The following is a 16,276-nucleotide window of genomic DNA, read 5'->3' on the forward strand; positions in this document are numbered from 1 at the left end:
GAAATTGGAGATGACTTACGTGGATACCTTTTTATATACGGAACAGGAAAATGGTGTAGATGCGCGTTATTCAAGACAAGTGCTGTTCTCCCCTATCGGTTTGGAAGGGCAGCGTAAACTGATCGGCAGCCGTGTCGCCATCGTTGGTATGGGTGCTCTTGGTACAGTGCTTGCCAATCATATGGTGCGCGCGGGGGTAGGATATGTTCGCTTGATTGATCGCGATTTTGTAGAAGCTAGCAATCTGCAACGGCAAATGTTGTACGACGAAGAAGATGCGGCGACAATGACTCCTAAGGCTATTGCAGCAGCCAAACGATTGCAGTTGGTCAACTCCCTGGTCACAATCGAACCTCATGTCATGGATCTCAACGCCACGAATGCCGAAGACTTGTTAGGGGATGTAGATTTAATTTTAGACGGTACGGATAACTTCTCCGTCCGTTTCCTTATCAACGATGTGAGTATCAAATTGGGGATTCCCTGGATTTATGGCGGTGCCGTTGCCTCAAGAGGCGTCTCTTTGACGATTCTCCCGGGACAGACGCCATGTCTGCGTTGTTTGTTCACCCAAGCTCCCGCTGCCGGCACGACAGAAACCTGTGATACAGCAGGCGTAATAGGCGGAATTATCCATGTCGTTGCTTCATTCCAAGCAACTGAAGCTCTTAAACTGCTAGTTGGGGCTACTGAGCAGCTGAATCTCCGGATGCAGCAGTGGGACCTTTGGTTCAATCAGCACTCCGCGATTAACGTGACCGGCGCCCTAAAAGCAGATTGCCCGGCCTGTTCCAATAAGCACTACGACTACTTGGAGACTGACATGGATAGCGATACCATTCAATCCTTATGCGGTCGCAATTCGGTTCAGATCCATCCTGTTCTGCCTGCTGCCAAGCCGCTTGAATACTGGGAAGAACGCTTGAAACCACTAGGCACGGTTGAGCGAAATCGCTTCCTCTTGAAGTTCCAGGCCGGCCCGGATTTGTACATGGTTATTTTCCCGGACGGTCGCGTCCTTGTTCAAGGAACGGATGATTTAATTCAAGCCAAAAGTCTTTACAGCCGTTATATAGGGATGTAGTATTACAATATACCTACACGAATATAGGACTGGGAGAGGAATTTCAATGCATATACACGTACTTGAACTAATTGTTGGTGATAAACTGATTTCCGATTCCTACAATACAAAAGGACTTCATCTTCTATCAGCAGGTACCTTGGTTGATGCGAGCGACATCATGATGCTTAATCGCCATAATGTGGAATATGTGGATATTGCGCCGAGGGTTAACGAAATAGAAAGTGAGCCGGCGGAATCACCGAAAGTAAAGCTGGCTCATATAAATTCTTTTCATGATTGCATTACTGGCATTAAAGACATATTCCATTCTGCTAAAAGCGGGGATGTTCTTTCCAACGAGATGATAGAATCCGCTTTCAATCCTCTAATCGCAAGCTTTGAGGAAGAAAATGACGTCGTTTCCTTGCTTCTTTCATTAACCAGCCAAGATGATTACACGTTTCAGCATAGTGTACAAGTCGGGATGCTCTCCTACTATATTGCCAAATGGATGAACAAGAGTGAAAAAGAAGCTCTTACCATTGGCAAAGCCGGCTATTTACACGATGTAGGAAAATGTAAGATTTCCCAGGAAATCTTATTTAAACCTGGCAAGTTAACGAATGACGAGTTCAATGAGATTCAAAAACATACCATCTTCGGGTACGAAATCATCAAAAACTCTTTGAAAGAAAACACGCTGGCGCTCGTAGCTCTACAACATCATGAGCGCTTGGATGGCACTGGCTATCCGTTACGTAAAAAAAGTACGGAAATACATAGTTATTCACTCATTGTTGCCGTTGCAGACGTTTATAGCGCTATGATCAGCAAGCGCGTATACCAAGATAAGCGTGACCTCTTATTCGTTCTTAAGGAGCTTCACCGGATGAGCTTTGGACAGCTTGATCCGAAAATCACGCAGGTATTTATTCGGAACATGATTCCTAACTTTATTGGGAAAAAAGTGTCCCTTAGCGACGGACGAGTCGGTACAATCGTCATGACCAATCCTACCGACTTTTTCCGCCCGCTAATCAAAATCAATAATCAATTCCTGGATCTTTCGCAGCTTCGCGACGTCGAAATTGCAAGTATTGCGATTTAGCCGCTCTTTTAGATGATCAGAGAGCTTATTGCTAGTGCAATACCGATATATACAGCAGCCAGCAATGTGCCGACGGCTACATTTCCGTCTTTTAACTGATCGGATAGCTTTACGCCAGGCGTTAACCAATCAAACACCCAGTAAGTCGCTAACAAACAGACGTAACCTACCGCAAACCACAAGCTCATGTGCCAGATCGATGAATTGCTGTATGCGGCAATCGCCAGTACGATGGCAGTTGCTACAAACTTACCGCCCATCGTGATTCCGACGGCTACATTTCCTTTGTTTATTTCTTCCATATCGCGGTAGGGCGTCATTAAACTAAAGACATACATCCCTGCAAATTGCAGCAGGACTATGACAAATAAACTAATCACAATATTTAATACTATCATTCTGCCCACCCCCGGAACTTCGCCATAGATTGATCATAATTGCTGTAATCGTGTACTTCCTCTAAAATAACCTGAACTTCTTTCTTGTTTTTAAAGCTTGCATAACGATCCTCAGGGATTGGCTGTTTCACTTTTTGCCCTGTCGGCAGATCTGCCACTGCGAAATAGCGGAATTTGCCATCCAACTCCGTTTTATAAACACCGATCAGCTTCACATCCGTCTTAATTTCAACTTTCAGCTCTGCCAAATCTTTATCGGCTTCTTCCTTGGTTTTGAACGTCTTAATCGGTTTCCATTGCGAAAGTGTCACGTCATTCTTCCCTTGACTGCTCGTTGTCATCGTGGCCTGCATATAGCTAAGCACGTAGATTTGATCGCCGGTCGCAAAGTTCTGATCATTCGATATGCGCTCGTTGTTCGGCAGCAAAACCATATCTCCGTCGAGCAAATCACCGACTTTTGCTTGCTGCACCTGATAATCCCAAGGCACATCGCCATTCATGCCGCTAACATTTGTCGCTGCCGAGCTTCCAACAGCCGGTTTACTTAAGACCGAAGGCTTTTTATTGAACAGGCTGCTAATGCCCCAGATCATCAGAATGACGACCAGGACAATGGACGCCATAAGCCAGAATCGTCTTTGTTTCAAGGTGTTTTCACTCCAATCGGTACAAATTGACTTGCATTACCTGTAATCTTCCCGCCGGCTCGCCCTAAAAGGCCACAAGGTGTTCCGTTCAATACAAACAGCCCTGTTAATAAATGCCTGTTTCCGTGCGTAAAAGTTAACTCGGGCAAGTCTGCTCTTTGCTGATAGATGCGTTTAAAAAAGACACTCGTATCAAAGCCGACTTCGTCTTTGACTTCGAGCTCCCCCTCAGCGTCATAAAGCTCAACGGAGCCTCCTTCTCTTCCAAACATCGATTTGGACACATAATCCCCTGACAACTCCGGAGAAAAATAGGTAGGCAGCATATAAGCAGCTATCGCCTTATGCTCATCCGCGGTGAACAACGCTGCGTTATCCATGTGTAGTCCCCAGACAATGGCTTGCAGCCCTTTGGATTGCAAGATAACGGCATGCAAAGGATTAAACAATTCGATGAATTGTTCTTCAATCGCATAAGAAAGTGCCTCTCCCCCGTCGTCAACACCCATCCATTCTTTTGGATACAGCGCGAACATACGAGAAATGTTTTGTTGTTCTCCTACCTTGACTATTCCCTCGTCAATCCACAAATCCAGACAATCGACACACGTCATATTTCTCCCGCTATGAGCAACGAGCGCATCAATCGTCCCTGTATCTTCGGCATGCTGACCATAGGCTATGCATGCTGCGAAATCGGGCGCCTCAATGTCCCACGCAGCACGGACTAGGTCCTTCATCTCCGTGTTCGGGGAGGCATAACCTTTTTGCTCACACAACCATGGAGTCGCAATTGCTGCTTCCACATAGCCGGTAGGAGTGTCCGCATTTAGCTCTAAGAGCTTGATTCCGCCCTGCTGATCCACGGTGAAGTCAAATCTTGCATAGCGGCTTATGACCCCTATGTCATTCAGCTCCAGCCGATCAAGTCCATCCCAAAGCACTTCGGGAATCGACAGCTGCTGGTATAACAACCTGTTCCCTTTCACGTAGCGAACAGCTTTATCAAAGACGCGCCACAAAGCATTTGCCGCGAGAATTAGCTCATTATATGTTGATTGTTCCATAAGGACTATCTGATCAATCCAGTACGCTTCATCTTCCAGATTAGCCCATGTGAAGCCAAGCTCATATAGTTGTTGAACTCGGTGCTCTCTATCCAGAGCTGGCGTGCCTACGACTTCGAATACCACAATGTTAACCTCCTGAGCTGGAAGAGGAGCTGAAACCGCTCGATTTGCCGCCAATGCTGCCCGTTGAAGTCGATGTAGACTTCGAGCTGGAAGTTGTGCCGCTGCTCGTGCCCGAGCTGCTAACGGAGCCTGTATTCCCTGTGCTTCCTGTATTCCCTGTAGTCCCCGACTTTGTGTTAGATGAAGATGACTTATTGGTGGTAAAAGTTCCCGTTCCGCTTGATGTCGTTGGCGCTTTGGTCGTTGATCGATTGGAGAACGAGCTTGGTTGATATGTTTTTGTCACATAAGGGGTATTAGAACGATAGTAATAAGAACGATGACTGCTCCCCCAGCTGCTTGAGGAATAAGGACTTGGGCTGTTAAAAATAAGATGATAGAGTAGCAAATCATCCCATCCAAACCCGCTGCCTCCACCATAGTTATTAACAATGATAGGGGCCGTGCTGCCTCCCGTTGAACCGCTGCCTGCAGTCGGTGTTGGAGAAGGCGATGGCGATGCTGCGCCTGCTGCCGGAGGAACAGGTAGATTCCAGTCAACGGCTGGGTCATAATAAGCTTTCACTTCATCGTTCGACCATTCGACCAACTTGGAAGAGGCTGTATTCGGTGCAGGCGTCTCCGCGGCATTGACTGGCAACAGCAGCAGTTGTCCGACTAATATCAGACTTATAGAAGCTGAAAATACCTTGAGCGGTCTTTTCACTGCTTGTTCCCCCCCCTTCAGAACCAATTGCAACTAATAGAAGCTCAAACACATTCAAATCTAAATTCAGTCTTCCTTCAATCATTTCATATTCCTTGCCGCCAATGAGCACATAATTCGCTGCATCTAATGCCTGCATCAGCTTTTCGTCCCAGGGACGTTCACTAATTTTCAAAAGCTGTCCATCGGCTAATTTTTCGAAAAGTGTAATTGTCATTCGGTTTCCTCCTCCTTCATCGATGACTTCATATTAGATAAAACGCATGAGCCGACCTTTTGTTTCATAATGACCAAAAATAAAAAAAAGCCTACCCCTAAAGGATAGACTTGAAAGCTTTAAGTTACAACACGTTTTGCTCGAAGAAATGTTTTTTTCCAGTACGCTTTATCGATATTACTGATCTGAACGCCATTCTTCGGCTCTGGAGAGGCATGAAGCATTCTCTTATTACCAATATAGATACCCACATGTCCAACCTTTTTATTTGTTTTAAAGCGGCCGGGGACATAGAAAAACATCAAATCCCCTTTCCGCAACGATTTGCGGCTAACCAAATTCCCCACAGCTGCTTGTTCGCGGGCCAATCTTGGAAGTTTAACGCTGTATTTCCCATAAACGTATTGGGTAAAAGTTGAGCAATCAAATTTTCCGGTTTGAGGATAGGGACCTGTGCCAAATTTATATTTAACCCCTTCATACTGCTCACCTTTGTTAATCAACGCATTAATATTGATATTTTTCAGAACCGGAATTGCTTTCTCTCCGGAAGATGCCCATGCCTCTAGATCGTCGTGAAGGTGTATTCCCAATGAGGCTGGGTTCGTTCCATGCATTGTGTCGCCTTTGAAAGGATCATTCGGATCGTCTGCAAATGCAAGCTCAGGTATATCCGCGCTAGGGTCAGGAGAATCTTCATTCTCAAGCTGAGCATCGGACGAAGGATGTATGTTCAATTGATTGCCACTGACATCATACGACATCTCGTCTTGAAATAAGTCCGCTATGGCCGAGACCGGCAAGTAGAGGGCATCGCCTTCTTTGACGAAAGGTTCTCCTACATGGATCTCTGCTCCGTCTTTCATCGCCTTTTTGGAATTTGCCGATAATTCAAAACTCGCATCATTATCGCCAATTAGCAGCTTCTGTGCTCCTGCTTCCCACTCGGATTGAAACTTCAAGGTTTGAATGAGTTGATTGGCTGCTACATATTTTACATTGTTGATCACTTTAATGGGTAAAACTGCATCGTCATTGCCTAATTTGGTTATCCCGTTACCTGCTTGCGACAAGCTGTGCGGCATCGCTGTTCCTGCACCTGATTGTGTCACTCCGTTCGGCGTTGGCGCTGAGTTATTAGGGGTCGCATTATCCTTCCCACAAGCCGTTGTTGTCGCAAGGACGACTGCCATACTCCCGATTGCTGCAAGTTTCAGCCTTTTCCACATACCTTCACTTCTCTCCTTTAGGACACATTATGATCCTTTATAGGGTGAGAATTGTGGGAAATAAATATACGCCAGCCAAGTCTAGAAATGCATGGAGCATGTTGGAAAGCAGGCGCACAAAAAAAGCGCACCCGATACACTCGGGCACGCTTCGTCAAATCTTAACCGATCGAACCTTCCATCTCGAACTTGATGAGACGATTCATTTCCACGGCATATTCCATTGGAAGTTCTTTGGTGAATGGCTCAATGAAGCCCATAACGATCATTTGCGTTGCTTCTGCTTCCGTCAAACCACGGCTCATGAGGTAGAACAATTGATCCTCAGAAACCTTGGAAACCGTAGCTTCATGCTCAAGCGTAATGTTATCGTTCATGATTTCATTGTAAGGAATTGTATCGGATGTTGACTCGTTATCGAGAATCAACGTATCACATTTGATATTCGCTTTGGATCCTTGGGAGTTGCGTCCGAAGGAAGCCAGACCGCGGTATGTTACTTTACCGCCGTGTTTGGAGATCGATTTGGATACGATTGTTGATGTTGTATCCGGAGCCAGATGCGTCATTTTCGCGCCTGCATCTTGGTGTTGCCCTTTGCCGGCTACAGCGATGGAAAGAACCATTCCTTTTGCGCCGCGGCCTTTCAATACAACTGCCGGGTACTTCATGGTCAGTTTGGAACCGATGTTACCATCGACCCACTCCATTGTAGCGCCTTCTTCTGCAACTGCACGTTTTGTAACGAGGTTGTAGATGTTCGGTGCCCAGTTTTGGATCGTTGTATAACGAGCACGGGAGTTTTTGAGACATACGATCTCAACAACCGCACTGTGAAGCGAGTTTGTGCTGTAGATAGGAGCTGTACAGCCTTCTACGTAGTGCACAAAGCTTTCTTCATCCGTAATGATCAATGTACGCTCGAATTGACCCATGTTCTCGGAGTTAATACGGAAGTAAGCCTGTAACGGAACTTCACATTTAACGCCTTTTGGTACGTAGATAAAGGATCCACCGGACCATACCGCACTGTTTAGAGCAGCGAATTTGTTATCGCTTGGCGGGATGATAGTACCGAAGTACTTTTTGAACAGCTCAGGGTGTTCACGAAGAGCTGTATCCGTATCTGTGAAGATAACGCCTTGATCTTCGAGTTCCTTTTGCATGCTGTGGTAAACAACTTCGGATTCGTATTGCGCGGATACGCCGGCAAGGAACTTTTGTTCTGCTTCCGGAATACCCAGCTTATCGAATGTTTCTTTAATTTCGGTAGGAACTTCTTCCCATGTTTTCCCTTGTTTCTCGGACGGTTTCACATAGTACTGGATGTCATCAAAGTCAAGATCATCCATGTTGCCGCCCCAACGAGGCATCGGCATTTTGAAGAATTGCTCCAAGGATTTCAGACGGAATTCCAGCATCCAATCCGGCTCGCCTTTCATTCTGGAGATTTCTTCAACGATTTCACGAGTCAAACCTTTTCCCGACTGGAAAATCGATTTGTGCTCATCTCGGAAACCATACTTATAATCTTCGAGATCTGGCATTTGTTTTGCCATGGTTATTTCCTCCTTAGCGTTTTGGGTTACAGATCAATAACAAGTTCTATGCGATCGCTAAATGCGTTAGTTATCGGTCTTTTGGGTATGTTCAATACCTTTGCGAAGAGCGTTCCATGCCAGGGTTGCGCATTTGATCCGCGCGGGGAACTTATTCACCCCGGATAAAGCCTCTATATCTTCATATTCAAATTCAACAGATTCGCCCTTCATCAGGCCGGAAAAATCTTCGGCCATCTTCAGCGCCTCTTCGATCGTCTTGCCTTTGACGGCATCCGTCATCATGGATGCGGAAGACAGCGAGATCGAACAGCCTTCACCTGTGAATTTTGCCTGTTTCACGACACCGTCTTCCACCAGCATTTGCAGCGAAATTTTGTCACCGCAAGTTGGATTGTTCAGATCGATGGTGACCGCTTCACCAGACTCAAATTTCCCCCGGTTACGAGGTGTTTTATAGTGATCCATAATGACTCTACGGTATAAATCATCCAATTGCATGGCCGAAGTACTCCTTTGTTTTTTGTAAGGCCATCACAAGACGGTCAATATCTTCTTCTGTATTGTATAGATAAAAGCTTGCACGAGCCGTACTGCTTACTTCAAGCCATCTCATCAGAGGCTGAGCGCAGTGATGGCCTGCACGAATAGCTACTCCCTCTGCATCCAGAACCGTTGCCACGTCATGTGGATGAACATCACCCAAGTTAAACGTAACAAGTCCCGCACGGTTGCTAGTTGGTCCATAGACAGTCAGATCCTCGATCTGCGTCATACGTTCCATCGCATAATTCGTGAGCTGAATATCATGTTTGAAAATATTGTCCATGCCGACTTCTTGCAGGAAATCAATCGCCGCGCCAAGGGCAACAGCCCCTCCGATGATTGGCGTTCCGCCTTCGAACTTCCAAGGCAGTTCCTTCCATGTCGATTCATACAGATCCACATGATCGATCATCTCGCCGCCAAACTCAACGGGCTCCATGTTTTCCAACAAGGCCTTCTTGCCATACAATGCCCCAATTCCGGTTGGTCCACACATTTTATGTCCGGAAAGCGCATAAAAGTCGCAATCCAAATCCTGCATATCCACTTTCATATGCGGTGTGCTTTGTGCGCCGTCAACCACCATTTTTGCGCCATGTTTGTGGGCAATTTGGGCGATCTCTTTGACAGGGTTGATAACACCCAGCACGTTAGACACATAAACAACCGAAACGATCTTGGTACGGTCTGTAATCGTGTTCTCTACATCTGCTAGGGAAATCGATCCGTCGGGCTGTAAAGGAATATATTTTAAAGTGGCACCTGTTGCCTTAGCGGCTTGCTGCCATGGAATCAAATTGCTGTGATGTTCCATTGGCGTGAGGACGATTTCGTCGCCTTCGCGCAATACCGCTTTGGCATAGCTGCTCGCCACAATATTAATAGCTGTTGTCGTGCCTCTGGTGAAAATAATTTCTTGCTCACTGGATGCGCCGATGAACTTAGCGACTTTCGCTCGTGCTCCTTCGTACGCATCTGTAGCCCGGGAACCTAGGGTATGAACACCGCGATGTACGTTCGCATTGTCCCATTCATAATAATGCTTGAGTGCCTCAATCACCTGAATGGGCTTCTGGGATGTAGCAGCGCTGTCCAAATACACCAGTGGATGACCGTTCACTTCTTGTTTTAGAATGGGAAAAAGTTCACGTATCTCGGCTGTTTTCATTGTCCCAGCTTCCTCTCCACTAAGCTTTGCAGCTGTTCTTCAACGCTTTTAATCGGAATTTCGGAAACGACTGGCGCCAAGAATCCGTAAATGATTAAGCGCTGAGCTTCTTCTTTGGTAATACCACGGGACATCAGGTAATGCACTTGCTCGGCATTCACTTGACCAACACTCGCAGCATGGCCTGCTTTAACATCATCCTCATCGATAAGAAGGATCGGGTTCGCGTCTCCACGAGCTTTCGGGCTAAGCATCAACACTTTCTCCGTTTGTTGACCGTTACAGCCTTGAGCTCCTTTTTCGATCTTCGTAATCCCGTTGATGATTGCCGTTGCGCCATCTCGCATAACAGCACGCGTAATCATATCGCTCGTTGAAGCTTTGCCCCAGTGAACAGCGCGTGTTGTTAAGTTAAGCTTCTGCTCTTGCGTACCCACACAGATCACTTTGGCATCGGAGTCAGAACCTTTGCCTTTAAGAATAGACGTCGTATCCGACATTGTATTCCCGTAGTTCATTTCTCCAACTACCCACGCGATGCTAGCATCATTATCCAGGATAGCGCGGCGGTAAGTTAAGTCCGTAACGGACTCCTCAAAATTGTGAACGGATGCGTAATTTACACGTGAACCCGGCTTCGCGAACACTTCAACGATACCGTTTTGTACGAGCTCAGCTCCCGATAGGGAGGATACGAAGTTATCCACGTATGAAACAGAGCTGAATTGCTCTGCAACGATCAGCACGTGCGGAGCGAATGTAGCTTCAGCATCATCCGTAACAAACAGCGCTTGAAGCGGAACATCCACACGAACGTCTTTTGGCACGTAGATGAAAATACCACCGTTCCAAAGCGCAGCGTGAAGAGCTGTCACTTGATTTTCGTTCGCTTCGACAGCTTTCATGAAGTAAGGCTTCACCAGATCGCCATGATCACGAATTGCTGTTTCCAAATCAGTGAAAATAACACCTTGCTTCTTGAGCTCTTCGGAAACCTGGCTGAACACAACTCCGGAGTTGCGTTGAACGATCAGATTATCTGAATTCGTCAGACCTTGGGCAACTTCCGGTAAAGACTCAAGGGAAGTTAGAGGGGCTTGCGTTTTATAGGAACCGTAGGAGGAAATGCTCCAACGATCAATTCTTGTCTTTTCAAGCGTAGGTAATTCCAAAGAATTCGCTAACGCCAACCCTTCTGTACGAAGGGCAGTCATCCACTCCGGCTCCTGCTTGCTGCGGGAGAGCTCGATGACAGCATTAGAATCTATGGAAAGTTGTGTTTGAGTACTCATGGTATTCCTCCTAATATATAAGGACCTTTGACCCTAAGATCAAAGTCTCTCCTCTCTTTAGTACTTCGGCGCAGTCGTGTTCATTGGGATTTTGAATTCTTCCTCGTCTTGGCCAACTGTTTCGTCCACGATGCCGAGTTCTTCTTTGATCCAATCGTAACCTTCCGCTTCCAGACGCTCAGCTAGCTCTGGACCACCGGACTTCACGATGCGACCTTGCATCATAACATGTACAAAATCAGGTTTAACGTAGTTAAGCAAACGTTGGTAATGCGTAATGATCAAGAAGCCGCGTTCTTCACTGCGCATAGCGTTAACGCCTTCAGCAACGATACGCAAAGCATCGATATCCAGACCGGAGTCAATTTCGTCAAGAATAACGAATTTAGGCTCAAGCAAAAGCATTTGCAGAATTTCGTTACGTTTTTTCTCACCGCCGGAGAAACCTTCGTTCAAGTAACGGTGCATGAACTCAGGGTTCATTTCAAGTTGTTTCATTTTCGCTTCCATTTGGCGGATAAACTTGATCAGGGAGATCTCGTTGCCTTCGCCACGACGCACGTTGATTGCACTGCGCAAGAAGTCAGCGTTTGTTACACCCGTGATTTCACTTGGGTACTGCATAGCCAGGAACAAGCCAGCGCGTGCTCTCTCGTCAACCGCCATTTCCAAAACATCTTCGCCCTCTAAAGTAACGGTCCCCTCTGTGACTTCATATTTCGGGTGACCCATCAGCGCGGATGCAAGCGTACTTTTACCAGTACCGTTCGGCCCCATGATGGCATGAACTTCTCCGCCTTTGATTTCAAGGCTCAGCCCTTTCAAAATTTCCTTTCCTTCGACGTTCGCTCTAAGACCGTCTATTGTAAATGTTGGTGAGTTTGCCATTTTCATTAAGCCTCCATAATGTTTAAATGTTCTAGATAAAACGATAATCATAATATGATTATCATTGATTCTCATTAGAATAATTCTATTATAACTTACTATGTCAAATCAAGAAAGGGCAATTGCTTGAAAAAGATGGGCATTCTGTGAAAATGAAACCATTTTTTTAAAACAAAGCTCGCTTGATTTCAGCAACCTCTGCAGCAAAATCCTTATCGCTCAAAACCGGTACTAGCGAGGATTCGGGCGGTGTTTCGGTCCCAAGCTCAATCCATGATTTACAGCCAATATAGGCTTGCTCAATTGGAATATGTAAGGGTTCTGCCAGTTTATATACTCTTAAAAGCATGAGATGCAGCGGATTTTTACGCTTCCACTTCAATCTTTCTTCCGTGAAATTTTCCGTCCAAATGTGATAAGGATGAAGCTTATGCAGCAGCTCTCCATCACTAATCTCAATATCCTCGATCATCCGGGCATACGAACGGATTGTGACCTGATCATCCTGCGCACGCCAACCGACCAAGGTTTCGTCAATCACGTTTCGATAACTTTCCTTGAGTAACTCTTTTCTCTGGTGCTCGTAAGTAGGATAAAGAAAAAAATCATTCGATTCGACTTGAAAATCCCTCGTTTCTTCAACAATACCCCCTTTGCGCATAATAAAAATTTGTGTGCCGTCTTCCAGTGCTTTGATAGCCGAAGCCCATTCTTTCAGGGCTTTTGGTTTTTCCACCGACGCCAACTCCTTGTTCTCCCAATAATCCATTTATTATAAGGAATTTGGAGAAGCAAAACAACACACTTTGAAGGACGAAAAGAAAGGGATGGCTCTCAGGCCATCCCTAAGTCTACTTATTTACATCTTCGGCGTAATACGATTGTTGTATACGGGCAAACTGTGTTTGATTCTGTTTCATCGGATTTGGGTCTTGATTCTTCCCGGGAGACTCCGCCTCGAAAGCCATGAATAACAAGAAAAAGCACGCGGCCATTACCAGCAGCACATTCAGGATTTTCATCATCATAAGATCCTCCGAAAGCGAATTTGGTACCAGTATAACGAAGTATCGTTAGGCTCATGTTTTTTCAGCTTAAAGAAATTGTAAAGAGGTTGGTAATTTGACCTATCCAAGGAATGATTGCAGCATCCAGCGGTGTTTTTCCAGCGAAGTCTGAATGGCTAACAGCATGTCCGAAGTCGTTTCGTCCTGTACTTCTTCACAAGCCTGCATACCGGCTTTTAACTCTTGGGTAAGAATCGTGAAATCTTCGATGACAGCTTCAACCATTTTGGTTGCTGTTTCGGTTCCTTGCGCCTCTTTCAAGGAGGACAGTTCAATATAGGCTTTCATGGTAGCCGCAGGTTGACCGCCAATCGAAAGAAGACGTTCAGCAAGTTCATCAATGTGCAGAGCCGCTTCATTGTACAGCTCCTCGAATTTGACGTGCAGCGTGAAAAATTGGTTACCTTTTACATACCAGTGGAAGTTATGGAGCTTCACAAAAAGCAAACCCCAATTGGCTATTTGCTTATTGAGAATGGTTTGGATGGATTGAGCTGATGTTAAGGTCGTTGTTGCCATAAGAAATGCCTCCTAGTTGTTGTTGTCGGTAGAGCATGTACACGTTACTGTGCGTTCTTTGCACTTATTTTATGTAATTTGTGCAACATTTCCGAAGAGAGTATTTCAAGCGGCCCCTTTTTGCCTTATACTAGGGAAAGACGATTAATACACAGTAAACTAGTTGGAATTAATTTCAATGACTTATTAGGAGGCAAACCATGTCTACATATCATCCTTTAAGTGAAGCTCAAGCGATTGAATACGCTCGTCAAATCCCGAATTTGTTCCAGCCGGAATCGGAATTGACCAGCCAGGAAATCGGCGACGGCAACTTAAATCTCGTTTTTCGCATCTCGGAAAAAACTTCAGGAAAAAGCATTATTTTGAAGCAAGCCCTACCTTATGCAAAGGTTGTCGGAGAATCCTGGCCGTTGACGCTTGATCGGGCACGTATTGAAAGCGAAGCGCTCATTATTGAAGAAGGATTAGTTCCGGATCTTGTTCCACATGTTTATGCGTATGATGCGGATCTTGCGCTGACGGTCATGGAGGATCTAAGCGATCATATCATTATGCGCAGAGGGTTAATTGAACGGAACGAATATCCGCTGTTTGCCGAGCATATCGGCCGCTTTATGGCAAACACCTTGTTTTTCACTTCGGATTTAGGCAAAAATCAACAGGAAAAGAAAATCCAACAAGGCCGCTTCATCAATCCAGAGCTTTGCAAAATTACGGAGGATTTGATTTTCGACGATCCGTACCGCGATGCCGATACGAACAGTATTGAAGATCATATCCGCGATGCGGCAGAGCAGCTTTGGGCAGACAGCGAGCTTCACTTGGAAGTCGCGATTCTTCGCCAGAAATTTTTGACAAACGCGCAAGCGCTGCTTCATGGCGATTTGCACACCGGAAGTATTTTCATCAAACCTGATTCCACGAAAGTGATCGACCCGGAATTCGCTTATTACGGGCCAATGGGCTTCGATATCGGCGCTGTGCTCGCGAATCTGATTCTCAACTTTGCCGGACAAGAAGGCTGGAGTCAAGATCACGAAAGCCGTGAAGCGTACCGCGCTTACTTGTTGAAAACAGTGAAAGAGGTATGGACGCATTTTGAAACGAACTTCCGCGCCTTGTGGAACGAACATGGTGTAGATCGTGTCTTCCAAACGCCAGGCTACCAGGATTATTTTCTTAAAAACCTGCTTCAGGATACAGTGGGCTTCACCGGAGCAAAAATGGTGCGCCGTATCGTAGGACTTGCGCATGTTGCAGATATTGATAAAATTGAGGATAACGCCGCTAGAGAACGCGCTCAGCGTTTGGCGTTAGCGATCGGCACAAGCTGCATTCGCGCAAACCGTCAAGTAACTTCTATCGATGAGCTCATCGCCATCGTCACCAAAGAATCAGCAGTAGAAAGAGGATTTGTTCTATGACTAACAAGAACTTAGAAAATTTAGAGGCGCAAGGTGCCTTGCAATCCTTGCGTTGGAATGGACAGCAGCTTGATCTGTTAGATCAACGGTTGCTGCCGGAAGAGATTGTGTATTTACCGCTTGAAACACCGATCGAGGTGTGGGAAGCGATCCGTCACTTGAAAGTTCGCGGCGCACCGGCTATCGGAATTGCCGCCGCGTATGGTGTATATCTGGGCATCCGCAATGTGGATGCTGACGTGGCTAAGCTTCTGGCGGAAGTCCAGAAGCAAGCCGACTACCTGGCGACGTCTCGTCCGACAGCGGTGAACTTGTTCTGGGCGCTCGACCGGATGAGAGCGCAAGCAGGCAGTTTGGCAGCGGCCGGCGTTAGCGCGGACGCGTTCAAAGCAGCGCTTCTCGACGAAGCGCAGAAGATTCAAGCGGAGGACGAGGAGACGAACCGCCAAATCGGCGAACACGCGCTGACGCTGTTCGAAGATGGCTTCGGCGTGCTGACGCACTGCAACGCCGGTGGTTTGGCGACAGCCAAGTACGGCACGGCGCTAGCGCCGTTCTACTTGGCAAAGGAAAAAGGCGTGAACCTGAAAGTGTTCGCGGATGAGACTCGGCCCGTGCTGCAAGGCGCGCGGCTTACAGCTTTTGAACTGCAGCAGGCCGGCGTCGACGTGACGCTGATCTGTGACAACATGGCCGGCGCGGTCATGTCCAAGGGTTGGATCCAGGCGGTCATCGTCGGAACCGACCGCGTAGCGGCTAACGGCGATGTAGCCAACAAGATCGGCACGTACAGCGTGGCGGTCTTGGCGAAAGCGCACGGGATTCCGTTCTACGTGGCGAGCCCGATCTCCACAATCGATTTGAACACACCTACGGGTGGGGACATTCCGATCGAAGAACGCCATGAGGATGAAATCACGCAAGGCTTCGGCAAACGTACGGCACCGCAAGGCGTAAAAGTGTTTAACCCTGCCTTTGATGTCACACCAAATGAGTATGTGACGGCGATTATTACGGAAAAAGGCATCGTTCGTGCTCCATATGCGGAGAACTTGCGTAAGCTTTTTGAATAAGCTAGCACCCTTATGCACAATTTGCGGAACCTGAGGGCGCTATTGCTGCCCAATCGGCCCGTTTTCTAGTTCTTGGGGAACTACAGGTCCTTATTTCAACGTTTTAGGCGTGATTTCAGCCAAATCCGATGAAATAAGGGGCTATAGTTCCCCTTCTGTGCGTAAAGGGC

The 16,276-nt window shown here is 46.6% G+C and carries 18 protein-coding genes; 4 read left to right on the top strand and 14 right to left on the bottom strand.

The genetic code is table 11. From position 1 onward, the window contains the following. Window positions 1-10 precede the first annotated feature (10 nt). Both ACUN27_RS29300 and ACUN27_RS29305 read left to right on the top strand, forming a co-directional pair. Window positions 11-1,084 carry a ThiF family adenylyltransferase gene (locus tag ACUN27_RS29300; protein ID WP_379173825.1) on the top strand — a complete coding sequence of 358 codons (1,074 nt, stop codon included), beginning with the start codon at window positions 11-13 and terminating at the stop codon, window positions 1,082-1,084. A gap of 46 nt (window positions 1,085-1,130) precedes the next feature. After that, the gene (locus tag ACUN27_RS29305) at window positions 1,131-2,174 is read left to right on the top strand and encodes an HD-GYP domain-containing protein (protein WP_326061162.1); all 1,044 of its coding nucleotides are present in this window, start codon (window positions 1,131-1,133) and stop codon (window positions 2,172-2,174) included. An 8-nt stretch (window positions 2,175-2,182) separates the two neighbouring features. Here ACUN27_RS29305 and ACUN27_RS29310 read toward each other — a convergent pair whose 3' ends face one another. The 14 genes from ACUN27_RS29310 to ACUN27_RS29375 all read right to left on the bottom strand — a co-directional run bounded on the left by ACUN27_RS29310 (window position 2,183) and on the right by ACUN27_RS29375 (window position 13,606). After that, window positions 2,183-2,572, bottom strand: coding sequence for a DUF350 domain-containing protein (locus ACUN27_RS29310; RefSeq protein WP_127458400.1), 390 nt, complete (start codon window positions 2,570-2,572; stop codon window positions 2,183-2,185). Next, a complete protein-coding gene (locus tag ACUN27_RS29315; RefSeq protein WP_315955190.1) occupies window positions 2,569-3,222 on the bottom strand; it encodes a signal peptide protein in 654 nt (217 codons plus the stop codon). The genes ACUN27_RS29310 and ACUN27_RS29315 overlap by 4 nt, the downstream gene beginning before the upstream one ends. Continuing rightward, window positions 3,219-4,415, bottom strand: coding sequence for a glutathionylspermidine synthase family protein (locus tag ACUN27_RS29320; RefSeq protein WP_326061161.1), 1,197 nt, complete (start codon window positions 4,413-4,415; stop codon window positions 3,219-3,221). Before ACUN27_RS29320 ends, ACUN27_RS29315 begins: the two co-directional genes overlap by 4 nt. Before the next feature lie 4 nt (window positions 4,416-4,419). Next, complete coding sequence (locus ACUN27_RS29325; protein ID WP_445560031.1) at window positions 4,420-5,055, bottom strand: hypothetical protein; 636 nt, start codon at window positions 5,053-5,055, stop codon at window positions 4,420-4,422. After that, window positions 4,982-5,338, bottom strand: a complete 357-nt coding sequence (locus ACUN27_RS29330) for a hypothetical protein (protein WP_445560032.1) — start codon at window positions 5,336-5,338, stop codon at window positions 4,982-4,984. Before ACUN27_RS29330 ends, ACUN27_RS29325 begins: the two co-directional genes overlap by 74 nt. A gap of 119 nt (window positions 5,339-5,457) precedes the next feature. Continuing rightward, entirely contained in the window at window positions 5,458-6,567 is a 1,110-nt protein-coding gene (locus ACUN27_RS29335) for a C40 family peptidase (RefSeq protein ID WP_315955193.1), read from the bottom strand. 161 nt (window positions 6,568-6,728) lie between these two features. Next, a complete protein-coding gene (sufB, locus tag ACUN27_RS29340; protein ID WP_127458395.1) occupies window positions 6,729-8,126 on the bottom strand; it encodes a Fe-S cluster assembly protein SufB in 1,398 nt (465 codons plus the stop codon). Window positions 8,127-8,192: 66 nt separating this feature from the next. Continuing rightward, on the bottom strand, window positions 8,193-8,627 hold the full coding sequence (sufU, locus tag ACUN27_RS29345; RefSeq protein ID WP_127458394.1) for a Fe-S cluster assembly sulfur transfer protein SufU: 435 nt from the start codon (window positions 8,625-8,627) through the stop codon (window positions 8,193-8,195). Beyond that, window positions 8,614-9,840, bottom strand: a complete 1,227-nt coding sequence (locus tag ACUN27_RS29350) for a cysteine desulfurase (RefSeq protein ID WP_315955194.1) — start codon at window positions 9,838-9,840, stop codon at window positions 8,614-8,616. The genes sufU and ACUN27_RS29350 overlap by 14 nt, the downstream gene beginning before the upstream one ends. Beyond that, complete coding sequence (gene sufD, locus ACUN27_RS29355) at window positions 9,837-11,132, bottom strand: Fe-S cluster assembly protein SufD (protein ID WP_326062108.1); 1,296 nt, start codon at window positions 11,130-11,132, stop codon at window positions 9,837-9,839. The genes ACUN27_RS29350 and sufD overlap by 4 nt, the downstream gene beginning before the upstream one ends. Before the next feature lie 57 nt (window positions 11,133-11,189). Beyond that, the gene (gene sufC, locus ACUN27_RS29360) at window positions 11,190-12,020 is read right to left on the bottom strand and encodes a Fe-S cluster assembly ATPase SufC (protein ID WP_315955196.1); all 831 of its coding nucleotides are present in this window, start codon (window positions 12,018-12,020) and stop codon (window positions 11,190-11,192) included. 166 nt (window positions 12,021-12,186) lie between these two features. Then, entirely contained in the window at window positions 12,187-12,756 is a 570-nt protein-coding gene (locus tag ACUN27_RS29365) for a DUF1802 family protein (protein ID WP_315955197.1), read from the bottom strand. Between the two features lie 115 nt (window positions 12,757-12,871). Continuing rightward, on the bottom strand, window positions 12,872-13,045 hold the full coding sequence (locus ACUN27_RS29370; protein WP_315955198.1) for a hypothetical protein: 174 nt from the start codon (window positions 13,043-13,045) through the stop codon (window positions 12,872-12,874). A 102-nt stretch (window positions 13,046-13,147) separates the two neighbouring features. Further along, window positions 13,148-13,606, bottom strand: coding sequence for a Dps family protein (locus ACUN27_RS29375; RefSeq protein ID WP_127458389.1), 459 nt, complete (start codon window positions 13,604-13,606; stop codon window positions 13,148-13,150). Between the two features lie 200 nt (window positions 13,607-13,806). Here ACUN27_RS29375 and mtnK point away from each other — a divergent pair, with 200 nt between their 5' ends. Both mtnK and mtnA read left to right on the top strand, forming a co-directional pair. Next, on the top strand, window positions 13,807-15,033 hold the full coding sequence (gene mtnK / locus ACUN27_RS29380) for an S-methyl-5-thioribose kinase (protein ID WP_315955199.1): 1,227 nt from the start codon (window positions 13,807-13,809) through the stop codon (window positions 15,031-15,033). Next, window positions 15,030-16,106 (top strand): S-methyl-5-thioribose-1-phosphate isomerase, encoded by a 1,077-nt coding sequence (gene mtnA / locus ACUN27_RS29385; protein WP_315955200.1) that lies wholly within the window; start codon window positions 15,030-15,032, stop codon window positions 16,104-16,106. The genes mtnK and mtnA overlap by 4 nt, the downstream gene beginning before the upstream one ends. Window positions 16,107-16,276 lie beyond the last annotated feature (170 nt).

The organism is Paenibacillus sp. WC2504 (assembly GCF_052682475.1).

Bases quoted from the DNA above. Each gene is read 5' to 3' on its own strand.
- ACUN27_RS29300 (WP_379173825.1), top strand. From the start codon at position 11: ATGACTTACGTGGATACCTTTTTATATACGGAACAGGAAAATGGTGTA.
- ACUN27_RS29305 (WP_326061162.1), top strand. From the start codon at position 1,131: ATGCATATACACGTACTTGAACTAATTGTTGGTGATAAACTGATTTCC.
- ACUN27_RS29310 (WP_127458400.1), bottom strand. From the start codon at position 2,572: ATGATAGTATTAAATATTGTGATTAGTTTATTTGTCATAGTCCTGCTG.
- ACUN27_RS29330 (WP_445560032.1), bottom strand. From the start codon at position 5,338: ATGACAATTACACTTTTCGAAAAATTAGCCGATGGACAGCTTTTGAAA.
- ACUN27_RS29335 (WP_315955193.1), bottom strand. From the start codon at position 6,567: ATGTGGAAAAGGCTGAAACTTGCAGCAATCGGGAGTATGGCAGTCGTC.
- sufB (WP_127458395.1), bottom strand. From the start codon at position 8,126: ATGGCAAAACAAATGCCAGATCTCGAAGATTATAAGTATGGTTTCCGA.
- sufU (WP_127458394.1), bottom strand. From the start codon at position 8,627: ATGCAATTGGATGATTTATACCGTAGAGTCATTATGGATCACTATAAA.
- ACUN27_RS29350 (WP_315955194.1), bottom strand. From the start codon at position 9,840: ATGAAAACAGCCGAGATACGTGAACTTTTTCCCATTCTAAAACAAGAA.
- sufD (WP_326062108.1), bottom strand. From the start codon at position 11,132: ATGAGTACTCAAACACAACTTTCCATAGATTCTAATGCTGTCATCGAG.
- sufC (WP_315955196.1), bottom strand. From the start codon at position 12,020: ATGGCAAACTCACCAACATTTACAATAGACGGTCTTAGAGCGAACGTC.
- ACUN27_RS29370 (WP_315955198.1), bottom strand. From the start codon at position 13,045: ATGATGAAAATCCTGAATGTGCTGCTGGTAATGGCCGCGTGCTTTTTC.
- ACUN27_RS29375 (WP_127458389.1), bottom strand. From the start codon at position 13,606: ATGGCAACAACGACCTTAACATCAGCTCAATCCATCCAAACCATTCTC.
- mtnK (WP_315955199.1), top strand. From the start codon at position 13,807: ATGTCTACATATCATCCTTTAAGTGAAGCTCAAGCGATTGAATACGCT.
- mtnA (WP_315955200.1), top strand. From the start codon at position 15,030: ATGACTAACAAGAACTTAGAAAATTTAGAGGCGCAAGGTGCCTTGCAA.